At 44.4% G+C, this 25,765-nt stretch carries 25 protein-coding genes and 2 pseudogenes; 12 read left to right on the top strand and 15 right to left on the bottom strand.

The features are described from left to right. Positions 1–340 precede the first annotated feature (340 nt). Positions 341–433 (bottom strand): annotated as a pseudogene (locus F6K51_RS17350) (RNA-guided endonuclease TnpB family protein); the annotation flags it as partial. A gap of 328 nt (positions 434–761) precedes the next feature. Here F6K51_RS17350 and F6K51_RS17355 point away from each other — a divergent pair. The 3 genes from F6K51_RS17355 to F6K51_RS17365 all read left to right on the top strand — a co-directional run bounded on the left by F6K51_RS17355 (position 762) and on the right by F6K51_RS17365 (position 3,764). Next, on the top strand, positions 762–1,214 hold the full coding sequence (locus F6K51_RS17355) for a Crp/Fnr family transcriptional regulator (RefSeq protein ID WP_293022124.1): 453 nt from the start codon (positions 762–764) through the stop codon (positions 1,212–1,214). Positions 1,215–1,498: 284 nt separating this feature from the next. After that, complete coding sequence (locus F6K51_RS17360) at positions 1,499–3,193, top strand: cyclic nucleotide-binding domain-containing protein (protein WP_293022126.1); 1,695 nt, start codon at positions 1,499–1,501, stop codon at positions 3,191–3,193. Between the two features lie 235 nt (positions 3,194–3,428). Continuing rightward, complete coding sequence (locus F6K51_RS17365) at positions 3,429–3,764, top strand: hypothetical protein (protein WP_071104310.1); 336 nt, start codon at positions 3,429–3,431, stop codon at positions 3,762–3,764. Between the two features lie 169 nt (positions 3,765–3,933). Here the strand turns inward: F6K51_RS17365 and F6K51_RS38470 are convergent, their stop codons facing one another. The 6 genes and pseudogenes from F6K51_RS38470 to serS all read right to left on the bottom strand — a co-directional run bounded on the left by F6K51_RS38470 (position 3,934) and on the right by serS (position 7,988). After that, positions 3,934–4,068 carry a pentapeptide repeat-containing protein gene (locus tag F6K51_RS38470; protein ID WP_365939976.1) on the bottom strand — a complete coding sequence of 45 codons (135 nt, stop codon included), beginning with the start codon at positions 4,066–4,068 and terminating at the stop codon, positions 3,934–3,936. Continuing rightward, positions 4,007–4,309 (bottom strand): 30S ribosomal protein S14, encoded by a 303-nt coding sequence (gene rpsN / locus F6K51_RS17370; protein WP_008178551.1) that lies wholly within the window; start codon positions 4,307–4,309, stop codon positions 4,007–4,009. Before rpsN ends, F6K51_RS38470 begins: the two co-directional genes overlap by 62 nt. Before the next feature lie 58 nt (positions 4,310–4,367). Next, positions 4,368–5,063, bottom strand: coding sequence for an endonuclease III (gene nth / locus F6K51_RS17375; protein WP_293022135.1), 696 nt, complete (start codon positions 5,061–5,063; stop codon positions 4,368–4,370). Then, positions 5,047–5,103, bottom strand: a pseudogene (locus F6K51_RS38475) (hypothetical protein); the annotation flags it as partial. The gene nth and the pseudogene F6K51_RS38475, both read right to left, overlap by 17 nt. Before the next feature lie 419 nt (positions 5,104–5,522). Further along, positions 5,523–6,614, bottom strand: coding sequence for an RIP metalloprotease RseP (gene rseP, locus F6K51_RS17380; RefSeq protein WP_293022137.1), 1,092 nt, complete (start codon positions 6,612–6,614; stop codon positions 5,523–5,525). Between the two features lie 90 nt (positions 6,615–6,704). Then, positions 6,705–7,988, bottom strand: coding sequence for a serine--tRNA ligase (serS, locus tag F6K51_RS17385; RefSeq protein ID WP_293022139.1), 1,284 nt, complete (start codon positions 7,986–7,988; stop codon positions 6,705–6,707). A 17-nt stretch (positions 7,989–8,005) separates the two neighbouring features. Between serS and F6K51_RS17390 the strand changes: the two genes are divergently transcribed. Continuing rightward, positions 8,006–8,137, top strand: a complete 132-nt coding sequence (locus F6K51_RS17390) for a hypothetical protein (protein ID WP_293022142.1) — start codon at positions 8,006–8,008, stop codon at positions 8,135–8,137. 95 nt (positions 8,138–8,232) lie between these two features. Here F6K51_RS17390 and F6K51_RS17395 read toward each other — a convergent pair whose 3' ends face one another. Next, complete coding sequence (locus tag F6K51_RS17395; protein ID WP_070392824.1) at positions 8,233–8,802, bottom strand: DUF3611 family protein; 570 nt, start codon at positions 8,800–8,802, stop codon at positions 8,233–8,235. An 878-nt stretch (positions 8,803–9,680) separates the two neighbouring features. On the opposite strand from F6K51_RS17395, the gene F6K51_RS17400 reads away from it, so the two are divergent. Next, a complete protein-coding gene (locus F6K51_RS17400; RefSeq protein WP_293022147.1) occupies positions 9,681–10,082 on the top strand; it encodes a helix-turn-helix transcriptional regulator in 402 nt (133 codons plus the stop codon). 237 nt (positions 10,083–10,319) lie between these two features. Further along, positions 10,320–10,868: a cofactor assembly of complex C subunit B gene (locus tag F6K51_RS17405; protein ID WP_293022150.1), complete on the top strand. Its 549-nt coding sequence runs from the start codon at positions 10,320–10,322 to the stop codon at positions 10,866–10,868. 135 nt (positions 10,869–11,003) lie between these two features. Here the strand turns inward: F6K51_RS17405 and F6K51_RS17410 are convergent, their stop codons facing one another. From F6K51_RS17410 to F6K51_RS17420, 3 genes are all read right to left on the bottom strand, one after another. Then, positions 11,004–11,321 carry a DUF3155 domain-containing protein gene (locus tag F6K51_RS17410; RefSeq protein WP_008178570.1) on the bottom strand — a complete coding sequence of 106 codons (318 nt, stop codon included), beginning with the start codon at positions 11,319–11,321 and terminating at the stop codon, positions 11,004–11,006. Positions 11,322–11,765: 444 nt separating this feature from the next. Beyond that, positions 11,766–12,581: a transposase gene (locus F6K51_RS17415; protein ID WP_365939978.1), complete on the bottom strand. Its 816-nt coding sequence runs from the start codon at positions 12,579–12,581 to the stop codon at positions 11,766–11,768. Beyond that, positions 12,548–13,039 (bottom strand): transposase, encoded by a 492-nt coding sequence (locus F6K51_RS17420; protein WP_293022156.1) that lies wholly within the window; start codon positions 13,037–13,039, stop codon positions 12,548–12,550. Before F6K51_RS17420 ends, F6K51_RS17415 begins: the two co-directional genes overlap by 34 nt. Positions 13,040–13,239: 200 nt before the next feature. On the opposite strand from F6K51_RS17420, the gene F6K51_RS17425 reads away from it, so the two are divergent. Next, a complete protein-coding gene (locus F6K51_RS17425; protein ID WP_293022158.1) occupies positions 13,240–14,661 on the top strand; it encodes a GAF domain-containing sensor histidine kinase in 1,422 nt (473 codons plus the stop codon). A 92-nt stretch (positions 14,662–14,753) separates the two neighbouring features. Here F6K51_RS17425 and F6K51_RS17430 read toward each other — a convergent pair whose 3' ends face one another. Continuing rightward, a complete protein-coding gene (locus tag F6K51_RS17430) occupies positions 14,754–16,004 on the bottom strand; it encodes an S-layer homology domain-containing protein (RefSeq protein ID WP_293022161.1) in 1,251 nt (416 codons plus the stop codon). A gap of 370 nt (positions 16,005–16,374) precedes the next feature. Then, a complete protein-coding gene (locus F6K51_RS17435) occupies positions 16,375–16,803 on the bottom strand; it encodes a TerB family tellurite resistance protein (protein ID WP_293022163.1) in 429 nt (142 codons plus the stop codon). A 59-nt stretch (positions 16,804–16,862) separates the two neighbouring features. Between F6K51_RS17435 and F6K51_RS17440 the strand changes: the two genes are divergently transcribed. Together F6K51_RS17440 and aat are read left to right on the top strand one after the other, a co-directional pair. Then, a complete protein-coding gene (locus F6K51_RS17440; protein ID WP_293022165.1) occupies positions 16,863–17,048 on the top strand; it encodes a hypothetical protein in 186 nt (61 codons plus the stop codon). 75 nt (positions 17,049–17,123) lie between these two features. After that, positions 17,124–17,708 (top strand): leucyl/phenylalanyl-tRNA--protein transferase, encoded by a 585-nt coding sequence (gene aat / locus F6K51_RS17445; protein WP_293022167.1) that lies wholly within the window; start codon positions 17,124–17,126, stop codon positions 17,706–17,708. A gap of 5 nt (positions 17,709–17,713) precedes the next feature. Here the strand turns inward: aat and F6K51_RS17450 are convergent, their stop codons facing one another. Both F6K51_RS17450 and F6K51_RS17455 read right to left on the bottom strand, forming a co-directional pair. Next, positions 17,714–18,304: a hypothetical protein gene (locus F6K51_RS17450; protein WP_365939977.1), complete on the bottom strand. Its 591-nt coding sequence runs from the start codon at positions 18,302–18,304 to the stop codon at positions 17,714–17,716. Between the two features lie 10 nt (positions 18,305–18,314). Further along, positions 18,315–19,565 carry a transposase gene (locus F6K51_RS17455; RefSeq protein WP_293022169.1) on the bottom strand — a complete coding sequence of 417 codons (1,251 nt, stop codon included), beginning with the start codon at positions 19,563–19,565 and terminating at the stop codon, positions 18,315–18,317. Between the two features lie 572 nt (positions 19,566–20,137). Here F6K51_RS17455 and F6K51_RS17460 point away from each other — a divergent pair. The 3 genes from F6K51_RS17460 to hpnH all read left to right on the top strand — a co-directional run bounded on the left by F6K51_RS17460 (position 20,138) and on the right by hpnH (position 25,527). Next, positions 20,138–23,107 (top strand): efflux RND transporter permease subunit, encoded by a 2,970-nt coding sequence (locus F6K51_RS17460; protein ID WP_293022171.1) that lies wholly within the window; start codon positions 20,138–20,140, stop codon positions 23,105–23,107. Positions 23,108–23,201: 94 nt separating this feature from the next. Next, entirely contained in the window at positions 23,202–24,173 is a 972-nt protein-coding gene (gene hpnA, locus F6K51_RS17465; RefSeq protein ID WP_293022173.1) for a hopanoid-associated sugar epimerase, read from the top strand. 334 nt (positions 24,174–24,507) lie between these two features. Further along, on the top strand, positions 24,508–25,527 hold the full coding sequence (hpnH, locus tag F6K51_RS17470; RefSeq protein ID WP_293022175.1) for an adenosyl-hopene transferase HpnH: 1,020 nt from the start codon (positions 24,508–24,510) through the stop codon (positions 25,525–25,527). The last annotated feature ends 238 nt before the right edge of the window (positions 25,528–25,765 follow it).

The raw sequence follows: 25,765 nt of genomic DNA on the forward strand, positions 1-25,765 counted from the left end.
ACCCATGGTCTAGTCACACCCCACTCTAGAGGCTATTAAATTATATTAACACAAATATGATTAATCTAGAATTGCCAAAAGAATAAGAAAAGGTAGTGTTTTTTGTTGGTCTCGCTAACCCCACCTATAATCTTCGATTTAGGTGGGGTTAGCGAGACATTTTGTTCAAAGGGGGAAATCATTCCTTTGGTTGCACCTGGGATCTGGCAAGTCTGTCAAGGTATTGTTCAACTGATTGACACTCCCCGCCCTGGAAGGACGGGGATTCTTGCTTCCACGGGGTGACTTGTTATCCCTTGCCGGAGCCAGGAAAAATAGAGGTCTCCTTGGAGACGAAACCTTAGAATAGTGGAGCCTTACTACAAAACCTTTCCCCTATGCTGCATAACCGACCGACTATAAAGGCTCCACTATTCTTACGGTAACTTTAAATCCACAAGCGTATTTAGTCTTCCGACTTGGGTTTCGGTGTGCCCCACCGTACCTTTTCAAAATCTATTTAACTAGATACTTTTTTATCTAAATCTTTCATAAACATTTAAGTCGTTAGACCCAATTACGCAATATGTACGCTCTACATATTTTTTACGTTGCCTACTTATGTTTAGACAGTATCTAGCTACTACAGTCTATTGATTATACTTTTAGTGTAGCACACAAGGTGCCAACTTTCAATCCCATTGTCTATTAGAATTGCCGTCGAACGAAGGACGGGGCTTTAGACCCATTTTTTTGGTAAAATTAACCTTGATGGAGAGGAAGTGCTACTAGGTTGGGCATTGCCCGATACCTCCTTCCGGATTGGGTTGGCTGCTCTAGAGACCTATCAGGCTCAAGCTTTATCCGAAGTGCATCTTAAATGGTTTTCGATGATTGAATTGGAAGCGTCCCCTCATCTATCTCATACCCTATTCAATCAGCTAGGTCACAGGATACAACAGACAGAAGCACTTTTAGCGATCGCTGGACTGCGCCGAGTGGAAGACCGCTTGCAGCAGTTATTATTCTTGTTGAAACAGGAAATGGGGGAGCCAGTTCCCTCGGGAACTCGCTTGAGTGTGCCCATGACCCATCAGAATCTAGCTAATGCCATCGGCACCTCTCGGGTCACAGTGACTAAAACTCTAGGAGAACTCCATAACCGTGGTGTGATTACATTTGACAGAGACCGTCACATCATTGTCAAACATGGTATAATATGTAATTATTTCTGAAGCTAACTTGAAGCTAGTACTGAGTGCTGATTAGTGTGCTGATTACTGATTTTGTCAGTGTGGCAAGGGGTTTTTAGGCTTTGTTGTCAGGTTTGTTGCTTGTGCCTGACTCAAAAGTACTTGTGTTGCTCAAAGCGCTTCATGCTCGGTCGTGCAATGAATTTCACTGGTCTGGGAGTTGCAAGCGGGAAAAGTGGTAAATAGCAACTCTGAGATCGGAATAGTAAAATAATACTAAAATTAAGTGGTATAAATATAGATTCATAGCTGAAAAGCAGTTATTTATGCCTCTTGATAAATTAGTTTTAGAATTCTTAAGAAACCCCCTCTTCCAACTGGGAGGAGAGTCTGTATCTATTCTCACCATACTTCAATTAATATTTTTATTTTTAACGGCTAAATTTATAATTCAAGATTTCAAAAAAATCCTGAATTATAAACTACTTAATAAGCTAGTTAATGATCAAAAAAAAAGAGAGTTTATTTCTAAATTAATTAGTTATATACTTTTACTTATACTGGTATATATTATTGATGATCAAGGTGGTTTAGAACTCATTGAATTCACCATTTTTAAAGTAGGTAGTACTGAATTATCTATTAAATCACTAATCAAATTAGTACTATCTTTAATGATAGTAATTTTTCTTGCTAGTAGCCTAAAAAACTTTCTCAAACAACAGCTACTTCCCCAAATGGGGATTGACGAAGCTAATCGAGCAGTCATCGCTACAATCATCAGCTACGCATTTGGGATATTAGGCATTGTAATTGTTCTGAATAATAACTTTGAATTGGGGTCATTAGCCGTTATTGCTGGTGGCTTAGGGGTTGGAATTGGTTTTGGACTACAGGATATAACTAAAAACTTTATCAGTGGTGTGACATTACTATTAGAACGAACAATAAGAGTTGGTGATTTCATTGAATTTGATGGGTTATCCGGATATGTTAAAGAAGTCTCCATGCGGTCTACAATCATCCGCACAAGGGAGGGGGGAGATGTAGTAGTTCCTAACTCTCATCTGGTGGAAAACCGAATGCTTAACTGGACTTTTGACAGCTATAAAGCCCGTATACACATACCTGTAGGAGTCGCTTACGATAGTGATCCAGTATTAGTGACAGAAGTCCTGTTAAAATCTGCTTATTTAGAACCATCCGTCTTATCTGAACCGACACCAAGAGTTCTTTTTAAAGGGTTTGGTGATAGTGCTTTAAACTTTGAACTTCGGGTATGGGTCAATCGAATTGATCAAGAACCTTTTATAAGAAGTTCTTTGAATTTTATTATTGAATATAATTTACGTCAGCAGGGACTCTCAATTCCTTTCCCTCAAAGGGATTTCTGGCTGCGCAACCCTGAAGCCCTGATGGGGAGAGAGATTCACCGCCAAAATCTTGAAACTATTGAAGAAACTATTGAACAATCAACTCAGCAGCCATTCAAAGTTAAAACACCTAGACCTTTAGCTTTACGTGACTTACTACGACAGGTCGATTATTTTAAAAATTTTACTGAATTAGAACTAAGACAATTAATTGAAATTGGATACCGAAAGCGCTTACGTGCCTCAGAGATTTTATTTCATGAAGGGGACCCTGGAGATGCGTTTTATATTATCCTAGCTGGTTCTGTCGAAGTCTTTGTAGAGAGGATTAACAAAACTCTTAATAGTCTTCAGGCAGGTCAATTTTTTGGGGAACTTTCGTTAATGTTAGGCGTACCAAGAACAGCATCAGTTAGAGCGTTAGAAGAGTCACTATTATTTGTAATTAGCAATAAAGGTTTTAAACAACTATTGCAGGACTATCCAGATCTATCTGAGATCATTGTCCAGGAATTAGGCAAGCATCAGGAAGAATTAGCTGAGCGACAAAAACAGATGCGGAAAATGGGGTTGTTGGATGCAGCAGAAGATGACAGAAATCTTGTAGCTTGGGTTCGCAAGCGACTCAAGAGGCTTTTTAGTCTTTAATAAGCTGTTCAGCATTTAGATTGGGATACCTAAATTGCTCAAAGGGAACTTCGGATCAGCGGATCTGGGAACAGGGAAAAACCAATTTAAATGCGCATCAGCTTAGCAGGATCAGTTTGTTGAGTGTTGAGTGTTGAGTATTGAGTGTTGAGTGTTGAGTGTTGAGTGTTGACAGTATGATGGAATCAAATGTCAACAGAAAACTATTTAGCTTAGCCGTCACCAAACCTTATTTATGGCTAAACCGAAACCAATTCCAGCGATTACTCTGCCACCAGCTGCAAATCCTGAGCAGGAAGGTGAATGGTTACGAGAAACTCTTGCGCAATGGCTAGATCAAGAGTTTCTCCCAGAAGCAATTAATCAAACGATTGCACAACGAGCAGCCCAGATTTTCGTCCGTCAACGGATGGAAGGAGAAAATGATTTGGGTTCACTTGTGATTGCTATTGTTACAGAAATGCAGTCGTTTGACTTTCGAGAAAGTTTTTACGGCGAATTTGCGATCGCTAACGCTGTCAGTGACCTACTCTTACAAAGTCTTGGCATTGACCGCTGTTGTGGGCAGTAGATGTTTCAGGTTGAACGCGAACGCGTGGCCTATTGGCCAAGGTTTTAAGGTTGAAAGTTCCCAGAGCGTCATGCAAGGGCCCGTTGAAGCTCAAGGCAGAGTGGCTATGCTCCTCTTCAGTAGGAAAACCCTAAGGGTAGACTCGGGTATGTCAGACAACCTAAAACCTTCAACCAGTTAACCTGCAACCAGTTAACCTGCAACCAGTTAACCTGCAACCAGTTAACCTGCAAACAATTAACCTACCAGCTTGATTTAACCACACCTGGCAATAGACCTTGGTGTGCCCATTCCCGCAAGACATGGCGAGATAGTCCAAAGTCTCGGTAGTAACCTCGAGGACGCCCTGTAACCCAACAACGGTTCCGCACACGGCAGGGGGCGCTGTTGCGGGGGAGCTGTTGTATTTTCCGGTGGATCTCTAACCTTTCTCGTTGAGTCGCAGCATTTTTAAACTCTTCCTTGAGCGCCTCCCGCTTAGCTGCGTACTTTTCTACCATTTTTTTGCGCTTTTTTTCGCGCTCAATCATTGATTTTTTAGCCATTAATTCTCGAAATTCTATTCTTTAACAAGACATTGTCTTTTTATCTTATCCGATCAGCTTAATTAGTTTGCCCGCTATCTGTTGTAGTAGTCGTTACCTCAGGCAGATCGGCACTGGCACATAAGTCCGCCAAAACACAAGCATCACAATCAGGTTTTCGGGCTTTACAAATTGCCCTACCATGATAAATCAGCCGAATCGACCAGTTTTCCCAATCCTCCTGGGGCAAAAGCCCCATTAAATCTCGCTCAATCCTGATCGGATCGGTGTGTTCTGTCAATCCTAGACGCTGACTGAGACGCTTGACGTGAGTGTCTACCGTGACTCCCTGGTTAATACCATAGGCATGGGCAAGTACTACATTGGCGGTTTTACGAGCCACTCCAGGCAACTTGAGGAGTTTGTCCATTTGTTTCGGTACCTGACCACCGTATTCCTTAACAATCATGCGGCAGGCACCTTGAATATTTTTCGCCTTATTACGATAAAAGCCAGTAGAGCGCACTAAAGTTTCCAAGACTTCTATATCAGCACTAGCGATCGCAACAGCATCAGGAAACTGGCGAAACAACCCTGGTGTTACCTGATTCACACGTTCATCGGTGCATTGAGCTGAAAGAATGGTTGCCACCATTAACTGTACTGGCGTTTCGTAATTCAGTGTGCAGGTGGCGTCCGGATAGAGTCGCTTAAGGCGAATTAGAATCTCTAGGGATCTTTGCTGCTTGGCAGACCATTTACGGGTAATACTCATGGGTTGGAAGGTTGGAAGGTTGGAAGGTTGGAAGGTTGGAAGGTTGGAAGGTTGGAAGGTTTAAAGGTTGGAAGGTTGGAAGGTTGAACGTTGGCTAGATAAGCGCCAGTTAAAGGTTAGAAGGTTGGAAGGTTGAACGCGCACGCGTGGCCGCAAGGCCAATGTTGAGAAGATCGAGGGTAAATCTCTTCTGAAGCTATACCAGTAAAACCCACAGGATCAACTAACCTAGGTCAATAAATCTTTGAACCTCTAACCTGCAACCTCTAACCTGTAACCTGTAACCTACAACCTGTAACCTCTAACCTGTAACCTCTAACCTGCAACCTCTAACCTGTAACCTGTAACCTGCAACCTGTAACCTCTAACCTGTAACCTCTAACCTCTAACCTGTAACCTGCAACCTACAACCTGTAACCTCTAACCTGCAACCTGTAACCTATAACAACCAAACACGGGTTACTGGAATAAGTTTTGTACCCAAACCAGGTTAGCTGTATCTCGAATAATCAAGAAAACACCTAAACCCAGAAGCAGCACTAGCCCAGTTTGCATAATATTCTGCTGTACTTCCATGGGCAAGGGCTTACCTCGAAGTCCTTCAATCAGTAAGAAAGCCAGCTGACCACCATCAAGGGCTGGTAGGGGCAAAATATTAATAATCGCTAGATTTATACTAATCAGAGCTGCAAACTGTAAAAGATTGACAGCATTGGAACGAGCAATATCGGCTCCAATCGCCACAATTGCCACTGGACCTGACACTTGTTCCGCCGTTTCGCCAAAATTACTCAATAGCTGACCAAAGCCTTGCAGGGTTAAGACTGTAATGCGTTGATATTCTTCGGCACCACGACTGAATACCTCCAGCAAACTACCAGCACGTTTACGCACTTCCTCTCCATTGGGAGAGAGTTGTACACCAATTTTTCCTTTACCATCTATCCCTAGTTCCGGAATCACCTTCAACAGTAGCGTTTGTTTTTGACGCTGAATCCGCATTTGAAGGGGCTGGTTGGGATGATTTTGAATCGCTTTCATCAGGAAAGTAATCCCTTCCGGGTTTGCTTCCAACCCTTGACCATCTACGGCGAGAATTATGTCTCTTGGTTTGATACCTGCTTCTGTAGCCACTAAACTGCTTTCTGGGGCAAGTTGAGGCACTACCACACCCGGTTGGTAGTTGAATTGCGAGATGCCAACCATTCCTACCTGAGCCACAAGCAGGAAGTAAGCAAAGACCAAGTTAGCAATGACACCAGCACTAATCACAATTGCCCGGTCTAGAATCGGTCGGTTGCGGAGCAAATTGGGGTCATTGGGGGGAATATCGCTATCGGGGTCATCATCAGGAAAACCCACAAACCCCCCTAGGGGAATCGCTCGCACTGCATACTCAGTTTCTGGACCCTGATATTTCCATAGAATTGGACCAAAGCCAAGAGAAAAGCGATTGGCATAGATTCCTTGCAGACGAGCTGCCATAAAATGACCCAGCTCGTGAACAAGAATCAAGACTGCCAAAACTGCAATCGCCGCCAAAATTGACATATAAGTGAAGAATTTATTTAATGTAATGTTAACTTCATTTTTCTATTGTATAGGCATTGCAATTAGGCTCTAGGCTCTAGGCTCATGGTATTACAACAGATCTCGCCCCATATAAGGCTGTAGAGCCTCTGGTATCTTAACCGTTCCATCGGGTTGTTGATAATTTTCCAGAATGCCTGACATAGTACGCCCCACTGCCAATCCTGAGCCATTGAGAGTATGAACAAAGTTAGTGCCTTTTTTGCCGGACTCTTTGAAACGAATCCTACCCCGCCGTGCCTGGAAATCAAAGCAATTAGAGCAACTGGAAATTTCCCGATATGTACTTTGCGAAGGCAGCCAAACTTCTAGGTCATAGGTTGTAGCGGCTGAGAAACCTATATCCCCTGTACACAGTTCTACAGTCCGGTAGGGTAATTTCAAGGTTTCCAAGATCGCCTCAGCATTCTTAAGCAGCTTCTGATGCTCTTCGGAGGAAGTACTCGGCTCAACAATTTTCACTAGCTCAACTTTATTAAACTGGTGTAGTCGAATTAGACCCCGGGTATCCCGCCCATAGCTACCCGCTTCCCGGCGAAAACACGGGGTGAAGGCACAGAGATTAATGGGAAGTTGGGATGCTTCGAGGATTTCATCTCGGTAGAGATTGACCAATGGGACTTCTGCTGTGGGTGCTAACCACAAATCATCATCAGAGCACTTGAAGCTGTCCTCGGCAAACTTGGGCAACTGACCGGTAGCGGTTAGGGATTCACTGTTGATCAGTACCGGTGGCATCACTTCGGTATAGCCAGCAGCAATTTGCTGGTCAAGCATGAAGTTAATCAGTGCTCGTTCCAAAGCAGCACCAGCCCCGATCAATGTCACAAATCGACTCTGAGCGATTTTCACCCCTCGCTCAAAGTTAAGAATGCCGAGTTTTTCGCCAATTTCCCAATGGGGTAGAATCGGAAAATCCTTGGGAATGTACTCATCACCCCAGCGATGGATTTCCACATTTTCCGCTTCACTCTTGCCAATCGGTGTGGATTCCCAGGGCAAGTTGGGCAGGGATAGCAAGAGGGTGTTCAGCTGGTCTTTTAGGTCTTTTTCCTGGGGTTCCAGTTCGCTCAACTTAGTTTTGATTTGGTTACCCTCTTCCTTGAGCGACTGAATTTCTGGGCTTTGTGGAGGACTACCCGATTTGATTTTTTGACCAATCAGCTTACCAATTTCATTACTACGAGCCTGCAACTGGGTGCGGGATGTTTCCAGCTCCCGCTGACGCTGGTTCAGTTCCAGAATTGGTTGTAGGTCATATTGATTGACACTACGTCGGTCGAGTAGTTCTTGAACCTTTTGTGGATTTTCCCGAATTTGCTTTAGGTCAAGCACGAGTTTTCTCTACTAAAATGGCGCGATCGCATGATCGGTACTCATCTGAGCAACATGGATCTAACTTCACCAATGTGCCACAGTTTTCTTGCCAACGGCAATTAACTTCTGCTGGGAGTCGGGAGTCGGGAGTCGGGAGTCGGGAGTAGGGGAGTAGGGAGTAGGGAGTAGGGAGTAGGGAGTAGGGAGTCGGCTGGTGAGCTGGTGAGCTGGTGAGCTGGTGAGCTGGTGTGAGGTATGTTGGCTAGCGACTGACTCGATTAAATAGCCACAGTGAAATCGCTATGCCAACAAAATTAGCAAAAATAGTGTTGATGTTTGCCTGCACAACAAACAGGTCTATCGGTGGAACATCATTACAAGCCAACCCAACTGAATTTTGTTGCTCAGCTAGAGCTAGGGCTACAAGGCTGCCTATGACTGCAAATGAGCCAATGATGGTCAATAACATTCCTACTAAACTCACAATCAAGCCCAGCCTAATCGTTTGAAGGGTTTGAGCTTTGCTTGGTATGTCTGACCCATTGGCAGCTAGCAGCCGACTAGCGATTCCAGTGTAACGGTAGGCAAAATAAATGCCTATACCTAAAGCCACTAGTCCACAAACTACGAAAAAAAGACCGAAGCCGATTCCTTGACCCGCTTGATTGTCAGGTTGAGGGCTGGCAAGGGTAAACCCTGCAAACACTAAAATCAGGGTAGAAATCACCCCTAGGATTAACTGAGTCCAGAAGGAAATCCAACCGAATCTGCGCAGCGTTAGGGCAATTTTTTGACGAGCTGGTGGGATGGAACTGTCAGGTATCTCTCGCATGGGGGCTGTGTCCCTTGAGTAATCACTTTTGAAGCGCCTACCACGCGCTCCGCAACGCGAAAAGACGTAGGGCTAATCTTGGGGTGGAAGCTAAACACCCTTGTTGTCGGTCGGGGGGGTCAGCAACCAACTTTATTGTGACAAGGATTGATCACACTCGCAATTCATCCCCAGCTAAATCGCAGATAAAGCCCTGAGGTAATGTGGGAACCGTTAATTTGCTAAAAAACCTGCCTGAATGGGTCCTATGTGAGATGAGCCACATTAATGGTTCACTTTTGTGTTACACTAACTCCCACTTACACCAACCGCCACTTACACCAACCCCCACAAAAATTATTAAGCTTTAACGGATTTAAATTGTGAATGGCGGTTTATGGGGGGATGGGGAGATGGGGAGATGGGGAGATGGTAGACTGGCTTGTGCACAAGTGGCAAGATCTGAAATTTAAATGGATATTAGCTTAGATATTCATCCCTCCATGCCCCCATCCTTCCATCCGAGATCATCCTCTCTAGCTCGCATCAATGAAATTGGTGTTACTCGTCTGTCTTGTCTTCCTTCCCGATGTTACCCTTGATAGTCGGTAGTTTTGGATAACGGTTTCGAGCAATTATTAAAGTTGATCTTTACTTTTTAGGTGTGTTAAGTCCAAAATTCATTAAACTTTCATCAAATTAGGGAGGTATTTAAACCCTACGCCAGAGATTTTTAAGTTATAAATTGTGATAGCGATGTACCTACCCAGGTTAGTCGTTTCAAGAAAACTCACTGCAAAACGCGCGTGAATTTCCCAGGGTGCCTCCAACCATGACTATTTGCCAGAAAACCCTCTAATCCCATCTAGAATAACTGGGAATTCCAACTACATATGCAGATGAAATTCGAAGATATCTATAGCTTTTTCCAAGATCCTCCGCCCAACTATCTCAATAAAGAATTAGCGGTATGCTATGTGCTATCGGTGTTGTTGCAAGGAGAGTCTTATGGAACACAACTGATCCAACAACTGGAACAAGAATACCCCACCTATCGACTCTCAGATACTGTCCTCTACAGTGCACTGAAGTTTCTTGAAGAAAAACAGGCAATTTCAGCGTACTGGCAAAAAGTAGAAGGAAGAGGACGCCCACGCAGGATGTATCAAATCTGCCCAGAGTGGCAGGAGAAAGCTATAGAACTTGCCAGTTTTTGGCATAACTATATGGCTGAGGAAACAGTGGGGAAATTTCAGCCAAGGACTCCCTGCCACCAGTCTGTTGTTGAGTCAGTTAGGTAGGGAAGTAGCAATTTATTCCAGGGTGCTGTCTTTGAAAACCCTGGTGGCATCCCAGAAGTCAGGTTATGCATTGTTTTGCCCAGATGTGAATTCAGGGCGTGCTACCTGCTAGCCATCTACCCACACCAGCATCTTACAGCCTCTAGCTAGTGGGTACCGACGAGCTAAACTGACCATTAGTGTCTCATACATTGTAAAGTAGTAGCAAAGGATGTGTATTTTTATAGTTAATATTCAGTGAATACAACTATTCTTGCTTCTACACTTTTGCTAACCCTTTTATTGGCAGTAGGTTTGTTTTTCTTTATTCGAGCCTCTGTGAAAGACCGAATACAACAAGTGAAGCTAGCTTCCCCAGAAACAGAAGAATCGCTTCTAAACCAGTTGAAGCAATATTTTGATCAAAGAGCCTACCAGGTGGCGGCGGTGGATGCTGCCACCAATCAAGTCACGTTCCAGGGGATAGTCCGACCGAGTTGGTTTCTGGCTATCTTTTTAACCGTCCTAGCTGCCTGTGGTATAGTCTGCTTATCTCTAGTGCTCTCTATTTTGTTTCCGACTTTGACTAAGGTGTTTTTGGGGCTAGTGGCACTAGCTCCCGCAGCGGGCCTTTTTTATTGGAAAAAAGCTGAGCGACTCGAACAGGTATCTCTGAAATTAGAATCAGCGTCTACCCAAGCCCCTGGGGATCAAGCTGCTGCGGAGCAATGTTTGGTTATAGTCACTGGCCATCGCGATGAACTAATACAACTTCAACAGTCCCTCAAACTAAAACCCTTGTTGTAAGCAAGCAGGGTTTGACATCTTCCCCCACTATAAGCAGAATAGGTAAATAAACCCAAGATACTTAGCCCTCCTCAAGCCTTAGAGTTTGAGGAGGGCTAAGTAAAAGCACTTTCAATAAATATTACCAGTAAGGTTTCAGCGGCTACGAGCGGCAACCCCTACCTTTTTTAAGGGAGAGTTGATTAATCGCAAACTGGGAAACAGAAAATGATTTTCTTCCACATATTGGGCACCGAAGAGCCCTTTTTCTGCCCAGAAATAACGGTCTGTGGTATGCTCGTTACGTTTGACCAGTAGTAGGGCAGGTGGAACTATCCCTTGTGATCGAATGTATGCCCGTGCTGCTGTAACCGGTTTATACTCGCCACTTTCTAGATTGTACTGAGGTACATGCTCAAGTATCTTTCGCCCTTCTTGGCGGCGGCGACTCTTACGCTTACGTCTTCTTGCCAACCTTTTTACCTCCTCTTTTTGCTGGCAATTGTAAAGATAGTTACAAAAGCCGTCGAAATTATATCGACTCTTTCTAAAAATATCAAGCTCTTGTCATAGAACTAAACAACCCGGCTGAAACCTTTGACAGCAATACTTTAGGGGATTTTCCGTTTCCTCATTACCTCCGGAAAATTAATACAAAAATTTAATAGTTTTAATAAAACTTAAATATAATTAGAAAAAATAGCCTTAAACTCATCTCACAATTACACTGATCAGGTGATGGGGTGATGGGGTGATCAGATGATCAGGCAATGGATGTAACAGATATTTGCCAGAGGTCTAATCACTAATGACTGATGACTAAGGCATAATAGTCAATTGTGTGACATCCTCCTAAACTAACCTTCGGTATAGTGTAGGCTTCCCATCCTCACAAACGGGTATTCCTGCCCCAGATGATTAAACACCTTTGCGCCACTTATCTAGGATTTCTCCCCCGACAGATCGACTTGACAAGCGGTTTCCGTTCCCCGAATTGTCCACGGGTACTAATTCCAATCCTCGCCATCTAATCATCTGAGCGGCGGCATGATCTCTGTGAGTTGTGTAGCCGCATTCAGGACAAAAATGTTCTCTGACCCTCAAGTCTTTCTTGACCGTTGCCTGACACTCAGGGCAAGTCTGACTGGTTCCACGGGGGTCTACTCGTTTAAAGTAGCATCCCCGTTTCCAGGCTACCCACTTGAGAAGATCTAAGAATTGACCGAATGAAGCATCAATACAGTCAAACCTCAACATCCCTCGATTGAGTCCTACTGTGTTGAGGTCTTCTGCAAAGATTGTCTGAGCTTGGTCACAGAGTAAATGGGCTGTTTTCAGATGAAAGTCTTTGCGAGTATTCGCTATTTTTTGATGTAGTCTGGCCACCTTCAGTTGTGCCTTTTCCCAGTTATTAGAACGCTTTTGCTTTCTAGCTGCTCTGCGTTGCAGCAATTCCAGCTTGCCTTGCAGTGACTTGAAAAACTTAGGCCGTTCAACTGTGAAACCGTCTGAAGTTGTCAGGAATTTCTCTAACCCAAGGTCGATTCCGATTGCCCTGCCTACAGCAGGGTGATCAGGAATATCGACATCCAGTGCCATCGATATAACAACATACCATTGTGTCTGTCTAGCTTTAGCCAAGACTCTAACCTGTTTGACCTGGAATCCTTCGGGGATTTCCCGATGGAGCCGAATCGGAACTAAGCCAATCTTGAGGTGCGACCCGTGGCGAATTTAATTCGCCAACGGAAAGCGCACCTCGTTGGAAGTTTGATATGTGCATTACTGACTGGATTAGATTTGAATTGAGGAAACACAAATGATTTGTATTGCCCGCGTTTCTTGAATCTAGGAAACCCAAACCCTCTAGACTGCATTGCTTCCCATGAGTCATGTAACCGCCTAACGGTTGTTTGCAAAACTTGGGAATGCACCAAAGCTAGAAATGGGTTGGTTTTCTTGGCCTTGGGTAGATTGTTTTGTTGACGGTGATAACTAGGAAACGGTGTATCGGCAGGAATGATGTATTCCTTGTCAATGGAACACCTATCCACAGGACATTTACGACTAGCAATCCAGTCTTTCAACTCCCTCAATGAGTAGTTATAGACTCGTCTACAAGTCTCAAGCCAGTCTTTGAGGATCTGTTGTTGATCCTGACTGGGATAAATCCTGTATGTGTAGTTCATCATCAACATAGCCCCTATTCTACCACACTGAGGTGACAATGGTAAATGCTTATAGGGTGGGCATCGAACCCACCCGCTCAGCCTGGGGGAGTCCATGTATCCCCCAGACCCCCTCGCTAGTTAAGGGGTTCGACATTATAGAAGGAAAGCTGATAGTGGCTTAACTTCCAGTAGGATTAACCCAGATCACTCATCTATTGCTCATGTTCACTCGCGTCAGTTCAGAATTTGTCTCCCTGTGTCGAAACCAAGTGGCTTTATTAACCCAAGGACTGGGAGCAGCTAGTGGTGCTGTATATTTAACGGAAGAATTCGTTGAGGGCAATCAGGCAAAGCTAATTCCTGTGGTAGTTTATCCGGAAACAAGTACCGTGTGGGATATGAGTGATCCTGACTGGGTTTTGCCACAGAAAATAGGTGAGATTGATCAGATTCCTCGATTATCCAGCAGCTTACCTCGGCTACTCCCTCAGGGAAATAACCAAGAGCAAGATGTGGGTTCAACCTCTTTTGACTGGACAGAAAATTCCCTACAGCAGCAGCACCAAATCGTTTTACCTCTAATCCATGAAGGGATAGTGATGGGGTTATTGGTGAGTGCTCGTGATGATAGACCTTGGAATCACACAGAACAGGCAAGTGTGGAACGCATTGCTAGAACCTTAGCGATCGCATATGTCATAGAACAGCGTCAAGGTTGGTTTGAGCAGCAGTTGACTCAGCAAAGACGTCTACAGGCAAAACAACGGGATATGCTTGATGATCTGCTGCATCAATTTCGTAATCCCCTGATGGCCTTACGAACCTTTGGGAAGCTATTGCTGAAGCGACTGGTACCAGGAGATAAAAACTATCCAGTGGCTTCGAGCATTATACGAGAAAGCGATCGCTTACAGGAGTTGCTGCAACAGTTTAATGCTTGCCTGGACATGAACCAAACCGATACAGCATCCCTAACGTTACCTGTAGCTACGGCTGAGGCTTCCTCATCCCCAGAATCAGATGATCTTGGGGAGATTTACCCAACTAGTCACTCCGAACCACACTCCACCCCAGGGGAATTTCCCCTACTCACGGACAAAACTCTTCCTTTGGAACTGTTTGCGGTCAAGGATGTCTTAGAACCCTTGCTTATATCTGCTGACGCTATTACTCAAGAGGCTAATTTGGAGTTGCATTGCTCTATTGCCCCCGACTTACCTTTGGTGAAAGGGAATCCTAAGGCTTTACGGGAAGTGTTGAGTAATTTGATTGACAATGCTTTGAAGTACACCCCAGCTGGGGGAAAAATTGATATCCAAGTTGGTGTTGGACAATGGCTTGATCATGGTGATGCTATAGCGATCGCAATTAGTGATACTGGTCCAGGTATTGCTCCAGAAGACTTAGACCATCTGTTTGAGCGACATTATCGGGGAGTTCAAGCTAATGGTCCTATCCCTGGCACTGGTTTAGGATTAGCGATCGCAAAAGAACTCATGGCATACATGCAGGGTGATATTGAAGTTTTGAGTCCTGCCAAACTACTATCGACTGAGGAAAATGGGGAATTATCCATTAGTCATGGTCAAGATAACTCAAGCATGGGAACAACCTTTATCGTTTGGTTGACTTACGCTCAGTAGCCCTCAGTACATAGTTGTTGTTGACCGTTGAGAGGTTGGCTCTGATTGGTTAATCTATCATCCTCTCAACAGTTAACTGTCCACATATCTAGTTACTGACTGGTAATCACCAGGTCAGAGTCGATGGTAAGCTGTAAGTCGGTTTCTGGTTCAACCATAAATAGGTCAACGCTGCTGCTACCGAATAAACGTTTGCCGATATTTAAAGCGATGCCAGAACTAACTCCGATCAAGATTTCTTCTGTAGCGATCGCACGGTCACCGGTAACGGCAGAGATAGCAGCGGCGGCAGCGGTACCAACTGCTGCATCTTTTAGGATACTCCCTGGATTGCTACCCTTGCGAATAGTTTCAGTGGTGGTAATTTCCTCAGAGGTGGCATTAAAGGATAGGGTTTCACCATTGATCAACAGCTGCTGAGCTACAAACTGAGCTCCCTCTTTTGTAGCACGGAGTTCGCCAACCACTTCACTACCAGCAGGAATCAGCAACTTGCCCTCATCAGCAGTGGTAATGTTTAGATCCACTGTCAGGGTTAGGGGAATAGTTTCCTCTTGGGCGAGCAGAATTTTATCTTTTTTGTACTTAACCGGAATAGAAGTACCTGCAGGAATTGTGAAGGCTACAGGTGCTGGATTGGGATCGATAATGTATTGGGAGCTAATCACTGGGGCTTGTTCTGTTGCCACCAGCGCTTGGTACATAAAAGCTGCAACTTCTGCACGAGTTGCATTCCGAGTCGGATTGAGAAAGGCAACGTTAGGATAATTAACCACCAAACGATTTTCTGTAGCAGCAGCGATGGGAGCACGGGCAAAGTTAGAAATTTGGCTGCCGTCCCGGTAGAAACTGACCAGTTCTGAGGTAGAACCGCTGGAAGAGAAATTCAGTCCATTAGAAAGGGCTACTAAAACTTGTTCGCGGGGAATATTTTGTTCAGGTCTAAAGATATTACCAGGGTAACCACTCAGAAATCCGGTTTGGTAGGCTTCCTGAATGGCAGGATTTGCCCAGTAGTTGGAAGCAACATCCACGAAACTGTTGCCACCGCGAATGGCGGGTTTATTGAAATCTTGATTTGCTTTACGTAGCATTGCCGCAAACTGAGCGCGGGTCACTGGTGCATTTGGTCTGAAGGAGCCATCAGGAAATCCGGCAATAATACCGCGCTGGGATAATTCTCCAATAAAGTCACTTGCCCAGTAGTTGGATGAAACATCGATAAAGTTAGTGCTTTGGGCAAAAGACGGAGCAGGTGCGACTAGGGGAGCCATGGTGGTGGCGGTGAGTCCAAGGGCTAAAACAGCAGCAGTTCCTGATTGAAAATGATTTAGGTTAAGCATGGAAGGCATTCTATTAAATTAATGTGTTCTTAAGTAAATAGAACCAATCAGATGCTAGATGTTCCTAGGTTCACTAAAATTGTTTTTTTTGCTCAAAATAAGCAAAAAAAACCATATTATGCCTGTTTAATAGCAATAAGTTCGGCACAATCTGAGTAATTTGACGCTAGTAACATTGGATGAGTTGCCAACCACTTGCCAGATCAAAAATTGTCACATCAGCCCAAGGGTGTCGGGTGACCGGTTGACCGGGTGTGGCCTGTAGTAGACCGGTCCCAAGCGATACCCTACAGCTAGAGTTGCTGGGTAAGTCCTGAACTTTTCAGGACTGATTACTCAACACTGACCCACTGACGTACTGATGCAGTAATCATTCACTAAACTGCTTATCAATCCACCGGCGGTAAATTTTTTGAATTGCTTTGAGTACTTTTTGACTACTCGACTGCTTAGATGGACTGCTGGGGTCGAGTAACTGCAAGCGATTCAGAAGTTTGGCTTCTTCTGTGTCTACCAGCCCATCGCTATAAATTAAGGCACTGAGGGCTTCAATCAAGCGCTGATAGTCTTCTGGACTAGGGCGATCGCCTAAATACTGTTCCACCCAACTGTAGCATTCATCTGCTGACACAGCTTTGAGTTCATACAGTAACGGTTTAATCTCTGGGTCGTCAGCAACTCCATATTCCTTGGCGACTTTATACAGATATTCCCGTTCCTCTGCCTGAACTTTACCGTCTATCCAGGCGGCACCGATTAAAATTTTGAGCAACTGTTTGACACTAGAATTTGTAACCATGACTTTATCTCTCCAGTAGGGGGGAACCGAACCAATACAGCACTTGTTGCCAATCAACCTTGAATCATCAACAGCTTGCCACGATTAGGGGAAAAGGGAAAGTGGAAAGGGAAGAGGGGGAAGAGTGGGAAGATTGGGGAGACGGAGGAGAACTTTGTCAAAAAACTGGGTTTGTGAAAACTAACTTAGTTAGACCCGTTAATCTAGGTAAGAAACCTGATTTCTTTAAAGCCAATTTTTTTTAACAGAAGTGTCAACCGCTAGTATGTTAGGTTTAGTTCTACCTAACTAATTTAGTTCTTCCTTACACACTTCTGTTAATGGAAATCGATATTGATTACTTAATTCAAGGGTATGCTCAAGGCTATTTCCTGATGGCAGATGATACTGGTAATTTAGGCTGGTACTCAAGCCGCGAACGTGCTATAATTCCTCTGGATGAGCGGTTTCGCTATCCTAAATCTCTGCGTCGTGTCCTAAATCAGGAACGATTTAGTGTCAGTATTAACCGAGACTTTTTAGGGGTAATGACTGGTTGTGCTGACCGTGAAACTACTTGGATTTCTCCAGAAATTAAGGAAATTTATTGGCAATTTTATAAGGCTGGATGGGCCTACAGCTTTGAAACTTGGCAGGGAAATCAGCTGGCAGGAGGAATTTTGGGCATTGTAATTGGTGGAGCCTTCATTGGTGAATCAATGTTTTATCGGATTCCGGATGGCTCGAAGGTGGCGATGGTTAAGCTGGTAGAACGGTTGCGCGATCGCAACTTTTTGCTGTTTGATGCTCAGATGATGAATTCTCACCTAGAACGGTTTGGTGCCTGTACGGTCAATGAGCAAGAGTATAATCTGCTGTTACAGAAGGCAATAGCACAAACCTGTTCGTTTGATGAACCTATCTAACTTAGCTAGGGCTTCTTGCTCCACACAGCCAAACCTCCTCCCCGACCTCTAGCAGCAATGCAACGGTTTTCCACTAGAAAGTAGGTGAAGAATGCTTGTTCTTTTAAGGGTTGCTCATAGAACCTAGTTTCCCGGTCTTGTCCACCTTTAATGTAGCCTTGATAAAGTGTTATACGAGATAAGGATATCCTGATTTGAGTAAAGTCGAAAGCTAAGATATTGGTCTTAGGATAAAACTTCGTAGGACCGGTAAGAACTATCTGAATCGGTCCAAATTGAACAGCATTTTGAACCGTTCCTTGGTCTTGAGAAGACTCTGATGGGGAGTAGGATAGGTGAATTTTGATCCACTTTGGCAGAAATCGTCCACTACCCAAGATCACCCCTGCTCGTTGGCGCGATCGCTTTGTGCCTGTAATAAACCCTAGTCGCCAATTTCCGATCAGTTGTGAATAGCCATAGCTGACTTTGGTTCGTTTAGCAGTTGTCTCTGCCTGAAGTAGTACCTCGACTACAGCTTCAGAGGTCGGTGGTCTCACCGATGGGCTTGTTAAAAACTCAATCGCTTGGTCTAGAGCTGTATCCATTGGTGACATACTCCCACACTCACCTTTTCAGGTTGAGTGTGGGCTTCTTTCCAACTCCAGCTAACGCTTCGGATACTCGGAAAGCTTTACTACCGACGGAATGCCCTACCGCCAACTTTAATATATTGATTGCCGCATTTACATCCCTATCTGCTGTATATCCACAGTGAGGACAAGAATGGATGCGGTCTTTCAACTTCTTGGGTACTTTTGTTCCACAATTAGAACAGTTTTGGCTAGTATTTCGAGGATTCACTGCAACCGTGAGTAACCCAGCATTTATGGCCGTAGGCCACGCTACGCGAACGGCTTTGGTTGACAGGATAGACAGGAATTGACCCCAACCAGCATCCAATACAGATTTGGCCATTTTAGTCTTAGCCAAACCTTTTATGTTCAACTTTTCGTGAGCCACTAGGTCGTGATTGTCTAGAAGCTCTTTAGCTGTCTTAAAATGAAAATCTTTCCTGGTATCAGCTACCTTTTTATGAGCTTTACCCAGTTTAGTTACAACTTTCTTTCTATTGTTACTACCTTTCTTAGATCTGCTGACAGCTTTTTGGATTTTATTTAGTCGCTTTTGAGCTTTCCGATAGTATTGAGGGATTGGCACCTCGGAACCATCGGACTTGACTAAGAACGACTTGAGACCCATATCTATCCCAACAGGGTTAGAAGCGCTATCTACTGGGATAATATCCGGAACAGAATCATCTTGGATTGATAGCGTAACATAGTACCCATCAGCTTTTCGGGTTATAGTGGCTGTCTTTACTTTAAAGCCTTCTGGAATAGGTCGATGATAAATCATTTTGACTTTTCCAAACTTCGGGAGAGTCATAATGTTGCCATTTATAGGATTTTTATAAAGAGAAGGGAATGTAAAAGACTTGTACCTGTTTTTTCCTTTAAACCTCGGCCTGCCGCTCTTTTTTCCGTTACTGTCTCCTTTCAAGAACCGCTTAAAAGCTAGATCGACTCTCTTAACACAGTCTTGCAGGACTTGAGATTGAACCACCTTGTACCAAGGTCTATCCTTCTTTAACTGAGGGAGGGTTTTCTTTTGGTAAAAATAATCAGGATTATTTCTTAAGTCTGGTAAGTAACAAACTAAAGGACAGGAGTTAATAGAACAACGATTTTGCTCGTACCAGTTGAATCTGTCGGCAAGTAAATAATTGTATTGGTGTCGGAGCATGTCCAACCATTTCTCTATTTCTACTTCCTGTGATTTGGTCAACCTTAATCGGTACTGGTACGCTGCTATCATTATTGCTATATCCTATTTCTCGACCTATTCTTAGTATATCATTCGTCTTTACATGTGTCAATGCAAAATGAAAGATAAAAACTTAATGATTAGACTTACCAGCTTTGAAAAAAGGCAACTTCAACAGGAAGCCGTTCGCGTAGCGTGACCTACGGTCAATCGTAGAGGGATGACTTGCTCCGAATTACTCAGGAGCTTAATAGCTCGTTTCCCTGAGCCGAAAGACTCTGTGTAAAATTCATCCCTGGAGACGAAACCTGATTGTTAGTGGAGCCTTAATCAAAAAGTTTTAACCAAAGGTGCGCTTTCCGTAGGCGAATTAAATTCGCCACGGGTCGCACCTCTTTTACTCATAGCCGACTAACCATAAAGGCTCCACTATCCTTACGGTAACTTTAAACGCTCATCCTTGCGGATTGAGACGTGGGGCTTCTTTTACCGGACAGCTAACAAATGTGTTCGCCAAGTGTGGCGCTACCGGGTCAATGCCATGTCTTGATAATCTAATCCGATCTTATAGCCGATCGTTCAAAGTATATCCTAGGGAAACAGTGACATAATAATTGTCTTCAATGGTCAAGTTGACTTCCCTCAAGGTCTTACGAAAGCGGTTCAATATTTCCCGGTTAGCCATTAAGTATTCCCGAGTAACCATAGGTTTTTGGATCGCAATGGTTGTGGCTGGGCTTTTGGCGTTCAGTTCCCTTAAGTATGCCCTATTCCCCGATATTACGTTTCCCGTGGTGGTGGTCAATGCTCAAGTGCCATTGGAGACTGCCGTGGAAACGGAGCAGAAACTGACTCAACCGATTGAGGAAAGGCTTTTGCCTTTGGCAGGACTCGATCAGATGGTTTCTTCAACCTACCCTGGTCGAACGGTGGTTACCCTCTATTTCGATGTCGGAACCGATCTCAACTCTTCTTCAATGGAGGTTGAAAAGACACTGTGGCAAATTGCTATTCCTGAAGGTGCAACCTTTGAGGTCATTCCCTTCAATTTGAACGAATCCTCTGCAGTTAGCTACACCATCAAGAGTGATACTAAAGACCTGAAGCAATTAGCTGATATTGCTAAGACTAGTATTTTACCAGAGATTGCTCAACTTCCAGGAGTTCTGAAAGTCAATTTGTTGGGAGGGGGGGAAACTACGTTTACGGCTCTCAATTCTGGCTCGGACTTGACCAAACAAGCACCAGAAATTATTAAGGAGGAACAGCAGCGAGATAATCCCGAATCTCCCATACCCATTACCCCGACTCGGATTCGCTTCAATGGACAGGAAGCTTTGGCTTTTCAGGTGATCAAAGGGGGTGATGCTAACACCTTAGATGTAGTTAGTCGGGTAGAGGAAACAGTACAAAGGCTACAAGCTAGTTTGCCAGAGGTACAGTTAGTCTTAGCAGTGACTCAAGCTAACTATATCCGGGAAGCGACTCAATCTACTATTGATGGTTTATTACTGGCAATTGTTCTGGCAGTGTTGGTAATTTTTACTTTCTTGCGTAACTGGCGTGCTACCCTAATTACTGCCTTGGCAATTCCAATTTCCCTGCTCGGAACCGCTATCGTGATGGCTATCTATGAGTTCAATCTCGAAACCATTACTCTGTTAGCTTTGGCTCTGGTAATTGGGATTATCATTGATGATGCCATTGTAGAAGTCGAGAATATTTCTCGGCACCTGGAGGCTGGGGAGTCTCCTCGACAAGCTGCTCTTTCTGCTACTAATGAAATTGGTCTGACGGTTTCTGCTTCTACTTTGACCATTGTGGCGGTATTTCTACCGGTTGGTTTAATGGGTGGTAACTTAGGACAGTTCTTTAAACCTTTTGGTCTGACGGTTTCGGCAGCAGTTCTTACCTCTTTGTTGGTTGCTCGGACCTTGTGCCCAGTTCTTGCGGTTTATTGGCTTAAACCTAGGCAGGGGAGCAGGGAACAGGGAATAGGGAACAGGGAACAGGTAACAGGTAGAAGGGAGCAGGGAACAGGGAACAGGGCAAGATTATCGAGAGTAGTTTTCGACTTTTGGTTGAGGTTTAATCCCAACTACCGTGATTTGCTGCGCTGGTCCCTGGGGCATCGGAAATTTGTAGTGGGATTAGCGGTATTGAGCTTTGTGGCTGGGATTTCCCTGATTCCCCTAATTCCTCAGGGGTTTATTCCTACCCTAGACCGAGGGGAATTTATGATTACCTATACGGCACCGTTGCCTCAGATGCCTAGTGCCTCTCAATTTGGTGATTTAATTGATAAGATTCTGAATTTGGGAGGGTTTGATTCTAACAGTGAAGAGTCAAAGTCATTAACTAATTCAGATACTAATTCAGATACTAAGAAGCAGCTAAAACCACAACTATCACAGCCACAACTATCAAAGTCGGGGTTTAATGGTCTATTTCCGATTAAAAAAGGGATGAAATTGGTACTGAAGCAATCTGAGCAGGTAGCTAAGCAGTTAGAAGAGGCGGTGCTGGCTTTCCCTGAAGTGGAATCGGTATATACGGTTGTGGGGGTACAGGGTGATCCCAACAAAGGTAACCTTCAGGTCAAACTTAAACGTAATCGCCAATATACTACTGCTCAGGTTCAGGAAAAAATGCGGGCTGCTTTGCCAAAGATCTCTGGTGTAACGAATAGTGTTGAAGATATTCAGTTTATTGAACTACCTACTCAAAAACCGGTTCAAGTTGCTTTATTGGGTGATGATTTAGAGGTGTTAGGCAATACTGCTGCGGATCTCAAAACTCGGATTGAGAGACTACCAGGATTAGTGGATGTAGAGGCAACTGGTCAAAATAATCGAGGGAATAGGATTACTGAGATTGAGCATGTTAATGGTCAGCGAGGGGTTTATGTTCGTGCTAGCCTTAACCAGGGTCAAAGGTTGGGAGATGCGACTGAGGAGGTGGTAAAGGTTGCCAAAATGGTTTTACCGGATGGTGTGAGGTTAGAACTGTGGGGGGATTCGGCTCTGAGTAGTCATGTGCTGGGGAGTTTTGCTGGCACCTTGACCTTGTCTGTTACCTGTATGCTGCTAGTGCTGATTTTGCCTTTTGGTCGATTGTTAGAACCGATGGTGGTGGGCTTGTCGTTGCCCTTATCTATTGTGGGAGCAATGCTAGCACTTCTGATCACCCAGAGTGATTTTGGCATGATTTCCCTGATTGGTCTAATTTTTTTGCTGGGACTACTTGACAAAAATGCGCTTTTGCTGATGGATTATGTTAACCAACTTCGTCGAGCTGGTTTAAGTCGCACTGAGGCAATTCTGGAAACGGGAGTGGTGCGTTTGCGACCGATTATAATGACTACTGCTTCGACAATTTTGGGGATGTTGCCCTTGGCATTGGGATTTGGCGCAGGAGCAGAATTGCGACAACCGATGGCTGTGGCAATTATTGGTGGATTGCTTACGTCTACGTTGTTGAGTTTGATTGTTGTACCAGTATTGTATACTCTGCTGGAAGATTGCTGGCTAGGATTATTGTCTGGTATAGCGCTACGCGCAAGTCAGAAGTCAGAAGTCAGAAGTCAGAAGTAAGCTATGACTAAGTTTCGGAGTTTAGGAATGTCAAACACCTTAATTGGTAGTGCTATAAGCAATAAGAAATTGGGAAACAGAGGAGCGTGCGTCAATGGCAATCAAAGCTTTCGTCACTGGAGGAACAGGATTTATCGGTGCTCATGTTGTGCGATCGCTACTTGAAGCAGGATACTCCGTGCGAGCTCTGGTGCGCCCTACTAGCCAACTCGATAACCTCCAGGGTCTAGATATAGAAGTCGTTATCGGTGACTTGAACGATCCAGGCTTGTGCCAACTGATGCAGGGATGTCAGGTATTATTTCATGTCGCTGCCCATTATTCCCTGTGGCAAGCGGATCGAGATTTACTCTATCGTAACAATGTCGAGGGAAGCCGTAATGTGCTACAAAGTGCTGGTAAAGCTGGGATTGAACGCACTGTTTACACCAGTTCAGTAGCGGCTATTGGTGTGGGTAAACCTGGGGAAATTGTGGATGAAACCCATCAGAGTCCTGTCGAGAAATTGGTGGGTGACTATAAAAAATCTAAGTTTTTTGCTGAACGTGAAGCGATCAAGGCAGCTCAATCTGGTCAAGATGTGGTGATTGTTAATCCTAGCGCTCCCATTGGTCCAATGGATATTAAGCCAACTCCTACCGGAGAAATCATTGTGCGCTTCCTACAGCAGAAAATGCCATTTTATTTGGATACGGGATTAAATTTTATTGATGTGCGGGATGTAGCTCAGGGTCACCTGTTGGCGTTGGACCGGGGGAAAAAAGGCGATCGCTATATTTTAGGTAACCAAAATCTATCTTTCAAATCCTTATTGGAGCAACTTGCGGAAATTACTGGATTGAGTGCGCCTCAAAAAACTGTTCCGGTCTGGCTACCGCTGAGTATCGCTTGGATTGATGAGTGCGTGTTGACTGCTTTCGGGAAAACCCCTTCTATACCGCTAAATGGGGTGCGGATGGCACAACACCCAATGTATTACGATGCCTCGAAAGCGGTTAGAGAGTTAGGGTTACCCCAATCTTCCATTAGGAAAGCCCTCAAGGATGCTGTTGATTGGTTTAGCTAAGGGAACAGGGAACAGGGAACAGGGAACAGGGAGCAGCGGATCCCCCCTAACCCCCCTTAGTAAGGGGGGAAGGGAACAGCGGATCACCGGAACAGGGAACAGAAAGACTTTTGGCAGCTTTAAAAAAGTTAATACAGTTCCGTTTATTTATCTATCGGTACTTACCGCTGGCTCCAGTAAATAGGGAAACTTACAACTGTCGCGAAGTCTAGGATTTTAAGCAATTCACCAACAGTATTATAAATTTATCGGCGAAGCTGGTCAAAGTTAAAGCTGTGGGGTAATCAGGATTACCCTCAATGATTAGCGTTAATTATATGGTGTGAGGACAATTATGGCAATTCAATTACAACAAGCTCTTGATGTCGGAAAGTATATTGTTACCCAGCGTCTTTTGGGTCGTAAACGCTTTCCCCTGGTGCTGATGTTGGAACCTCTGTTCCGCTGTAATCTAGCTTGTTCCGGTTGTGGCAAAATCCAGCATCCTACGGAAATACTCAAGAGCCAGCTCACTCCTGAAGAGTGCTTTGCTGCGGTGAAAGAGTGTGGTGTTCCGGTGGTTTCTATTCCGGGGGGAGAACCTTTGCTTCATCCACAAATTGACGAAATTGTCAAGGGGTTGGTGGCATGGCGAAAGTATGTCTATCTCTGTACTAATGGGTTGTTGTTAGAAAAGTGTCTGGATAAGTTCCAACCTTCCCCTTACCTGACTTTCAGCGTTCACTTGGATGGCTTACGGGAACGGCATGATCAGTGTGTGGACCGTCAAGGGGTATTTGATAAGGTGGTGCAGGCCATTCGGGCGGCTAAAGCTAGGGGATTTCGTGTGACTACTAACACGACGGTGTTTGAGGGAACTGATCCTAAGGAAATCCAGGAGTTCTTTGATTTCCTGGCCATGTTGGGTATTGACGGCATGATGGTTTCTCCTGGATATAGTTATGAATGGGCACCAGATCAGGAGCATTTCCTGAAGCGGGAACAGACTAAGGGGATGTTCCGGGAAATTTTAGCACCTTTGAAGGCTGGGAATAAAACCTGGAATTTTAACCATAATCCTTTATTTTTGGATTTCCTGATCGGGGAGAAAGATTACGAGTGTACCCCTTGGGGAAGTCCTAGTTACAGTGTTTTGGGGTGGCAAAAGCCTTGCTATTTGTTAAATGAAGGGCATTATGCCACTTTTAAGGAATTGCTGGAGGAAACGAATTGGGATCAGTATGGTCGCGCTAGTGGTAATCCTAAGTGTGCCGATTGTATGGTTCATTGTGGGTATGAGCCTACGGCGGCTATGGATGCGTTTCAGCCCCAGAATATGGTTCGTGCGATGGGTAGTGTGTTAGGAGGAGTATGAACCTGACCAATTTCCGACACCATAAAGCTGGCGCTACTTCCTAGCTCTGAGTAGTGATGGATTGCTAAGCCTGGCAGGATAGACAAGGTCAACTTGAGCAACCTAAATGCGATCGCATTAATCTGAGCTTTCTGATTCTTGATTAAAATGACCTTGACATCAAGCTCAAGGTCATTATTTCAAATGAATTGTGATAATTTTTGTTCCCTGTTCCCTGCTCCCTGTTCCCTGCTCCCTG

Source organism: Moorena sp. SIO3I8 (genome assembly GCF_010692325.1).
Lineage (GTDB): Bacteria > Cyanobacteriota > Cyanobacteriia > Cyanobacteriales > Coleofasciculaceae > Moorena.

Excerpts from the sequence above, each read along its gene's own strand:
- F6K51_RS17360 (WP_293022126.1), top strand. The coding sequence starts at position 1,499 with ATGCCTCTTGATAAATTAGTTTTAGAATTCTTAAGAAACCCCCTCTTC.
- F6K51_RS17365 (WP_071104310.1), top strand. The coding sequence starts at position 3,429 with ATGGCTAAACCGAAACCAATTCCAGCGATTACTCTGCCACCAGCTGCA.
- F6K51_RS38470 (WP_365939976.1), bottom strand. The coding sequence starts at position 4,068 with ATGTCTTGCGGGAATGGGCACACCAAGGTCTATTGCCAGGTGTGGTTA.
- rpsN (WP_008178551.1), bottom strand. The coding sequence starts at position 4,309 with ATGGCTAAAAAATCAATGATTGAGCGCGAAAAAAAGCGCAAAAAAATG.
- nth (WP_293022135.1), bottom strand. The coding sequence starts at position 5,063 with ATGAGTATTACCCGTAAATGGTCTGCCAAGCAGCAAAGATCCCTAGAG.
- rseP (WP_293022137.1), bottom strand. The coding sequence starts at position 6,614 with ATGTCAATTTTGGCGGCGATTGCAGTTTTGGCAGTCTTGATTCTTGTT.
- F6K51_RS17390 (WP_293022142.1), top strand. The coding sequence starts at position 8,006 with ATGGCGCGATCGCATGATCGGTACTCATCTGAGCAACATGGATCTAAC.
- F6K51_RS17395 (WP_070392824.1), bottom strand. The coding sequence starts at position 8,802 with ATGCGAGAGATACCTGACAGTTCCATCCCACCAGCTCGTCAAAAAATT.
- F6K51_RS17400 (WP_293022147.1), top strand. The coding sequence starts at position 9,681 with ATGAAATTCGAAGATATCTATAGCTTTTTCCAAGATCCTCCGCCCAAC.
- F6K51_RS17420 (WP_293022156.1), bottom strand. The coding sequence starts at position 13,039 with ATGATGAACTACACATACAGGATTTATCCCAGTCAGGATCAACAACAG.
- F6K51_RS17425 (WP_293022158.1), top strand. The coding sequence starts at position 13,240 with ATGTTCACTCGCGTCAGTTCAGAATTTGTCTCCCTGTGTCGAAACCAA.
- F6K51_RS17430 (WP_293022161.1), bottom strand. The coding sequence starts at position 16,004 with ATGCTTAACCTAAATCATTTTCAATCAGGAACTGCTGCTGTTTTAGCC.
- F6K51_RS17435 (WP_293022163.1), bottom strand. The coding sequence starts at position 16,803 with ATGGTTACAAATTCTAGTGTCAAACAGTTGCTCAAAATTTTAATCGGT.
- aat (WP_293022167.1), top strand. The coding sequence starts at position 17,124 with ATGGAAATCGATATTGATTACTTAATTCAAGGGTATGCTCAAGGCTAT.
- F6K51_RS17450 (WP_365939977.1), bottom strand. The coding sequence starts at position 18,304 with ATGTCACCAATGGATACAGCTCTAGACCAAGCGATTGAGTTTTTAACA.
- F6K51_RS17455 (WP_293022169.1), bottom strand. The coding sequence starts at position 19,565 with ATGATAGCAGCGTACCAGTACCGATTAAGGTTGACCAAATCACAGGAA.
- F6K51_RS17460 (WP_293022171.1), top strand. The coding sequence starts at position 20,138 with ATGGTCAAGTTGACTTCCCTCAAGGTCTTACGAAAGCGGTTCAATATT.
- hpnA (WP_293022173.1), top strand. The coding sequence starts at position 23,202 with ATGGCAATCAAAGCTTTCGTCACTGGAGGAACAGGATTTATCGGTGCT.
- hpnH (WP_293022175.1), top strand. The coding sequence starts at position 24,508 with ATGGCAATTCAATTACAACAAGCTCTTGATGTCGGAAAGTATATTGTT.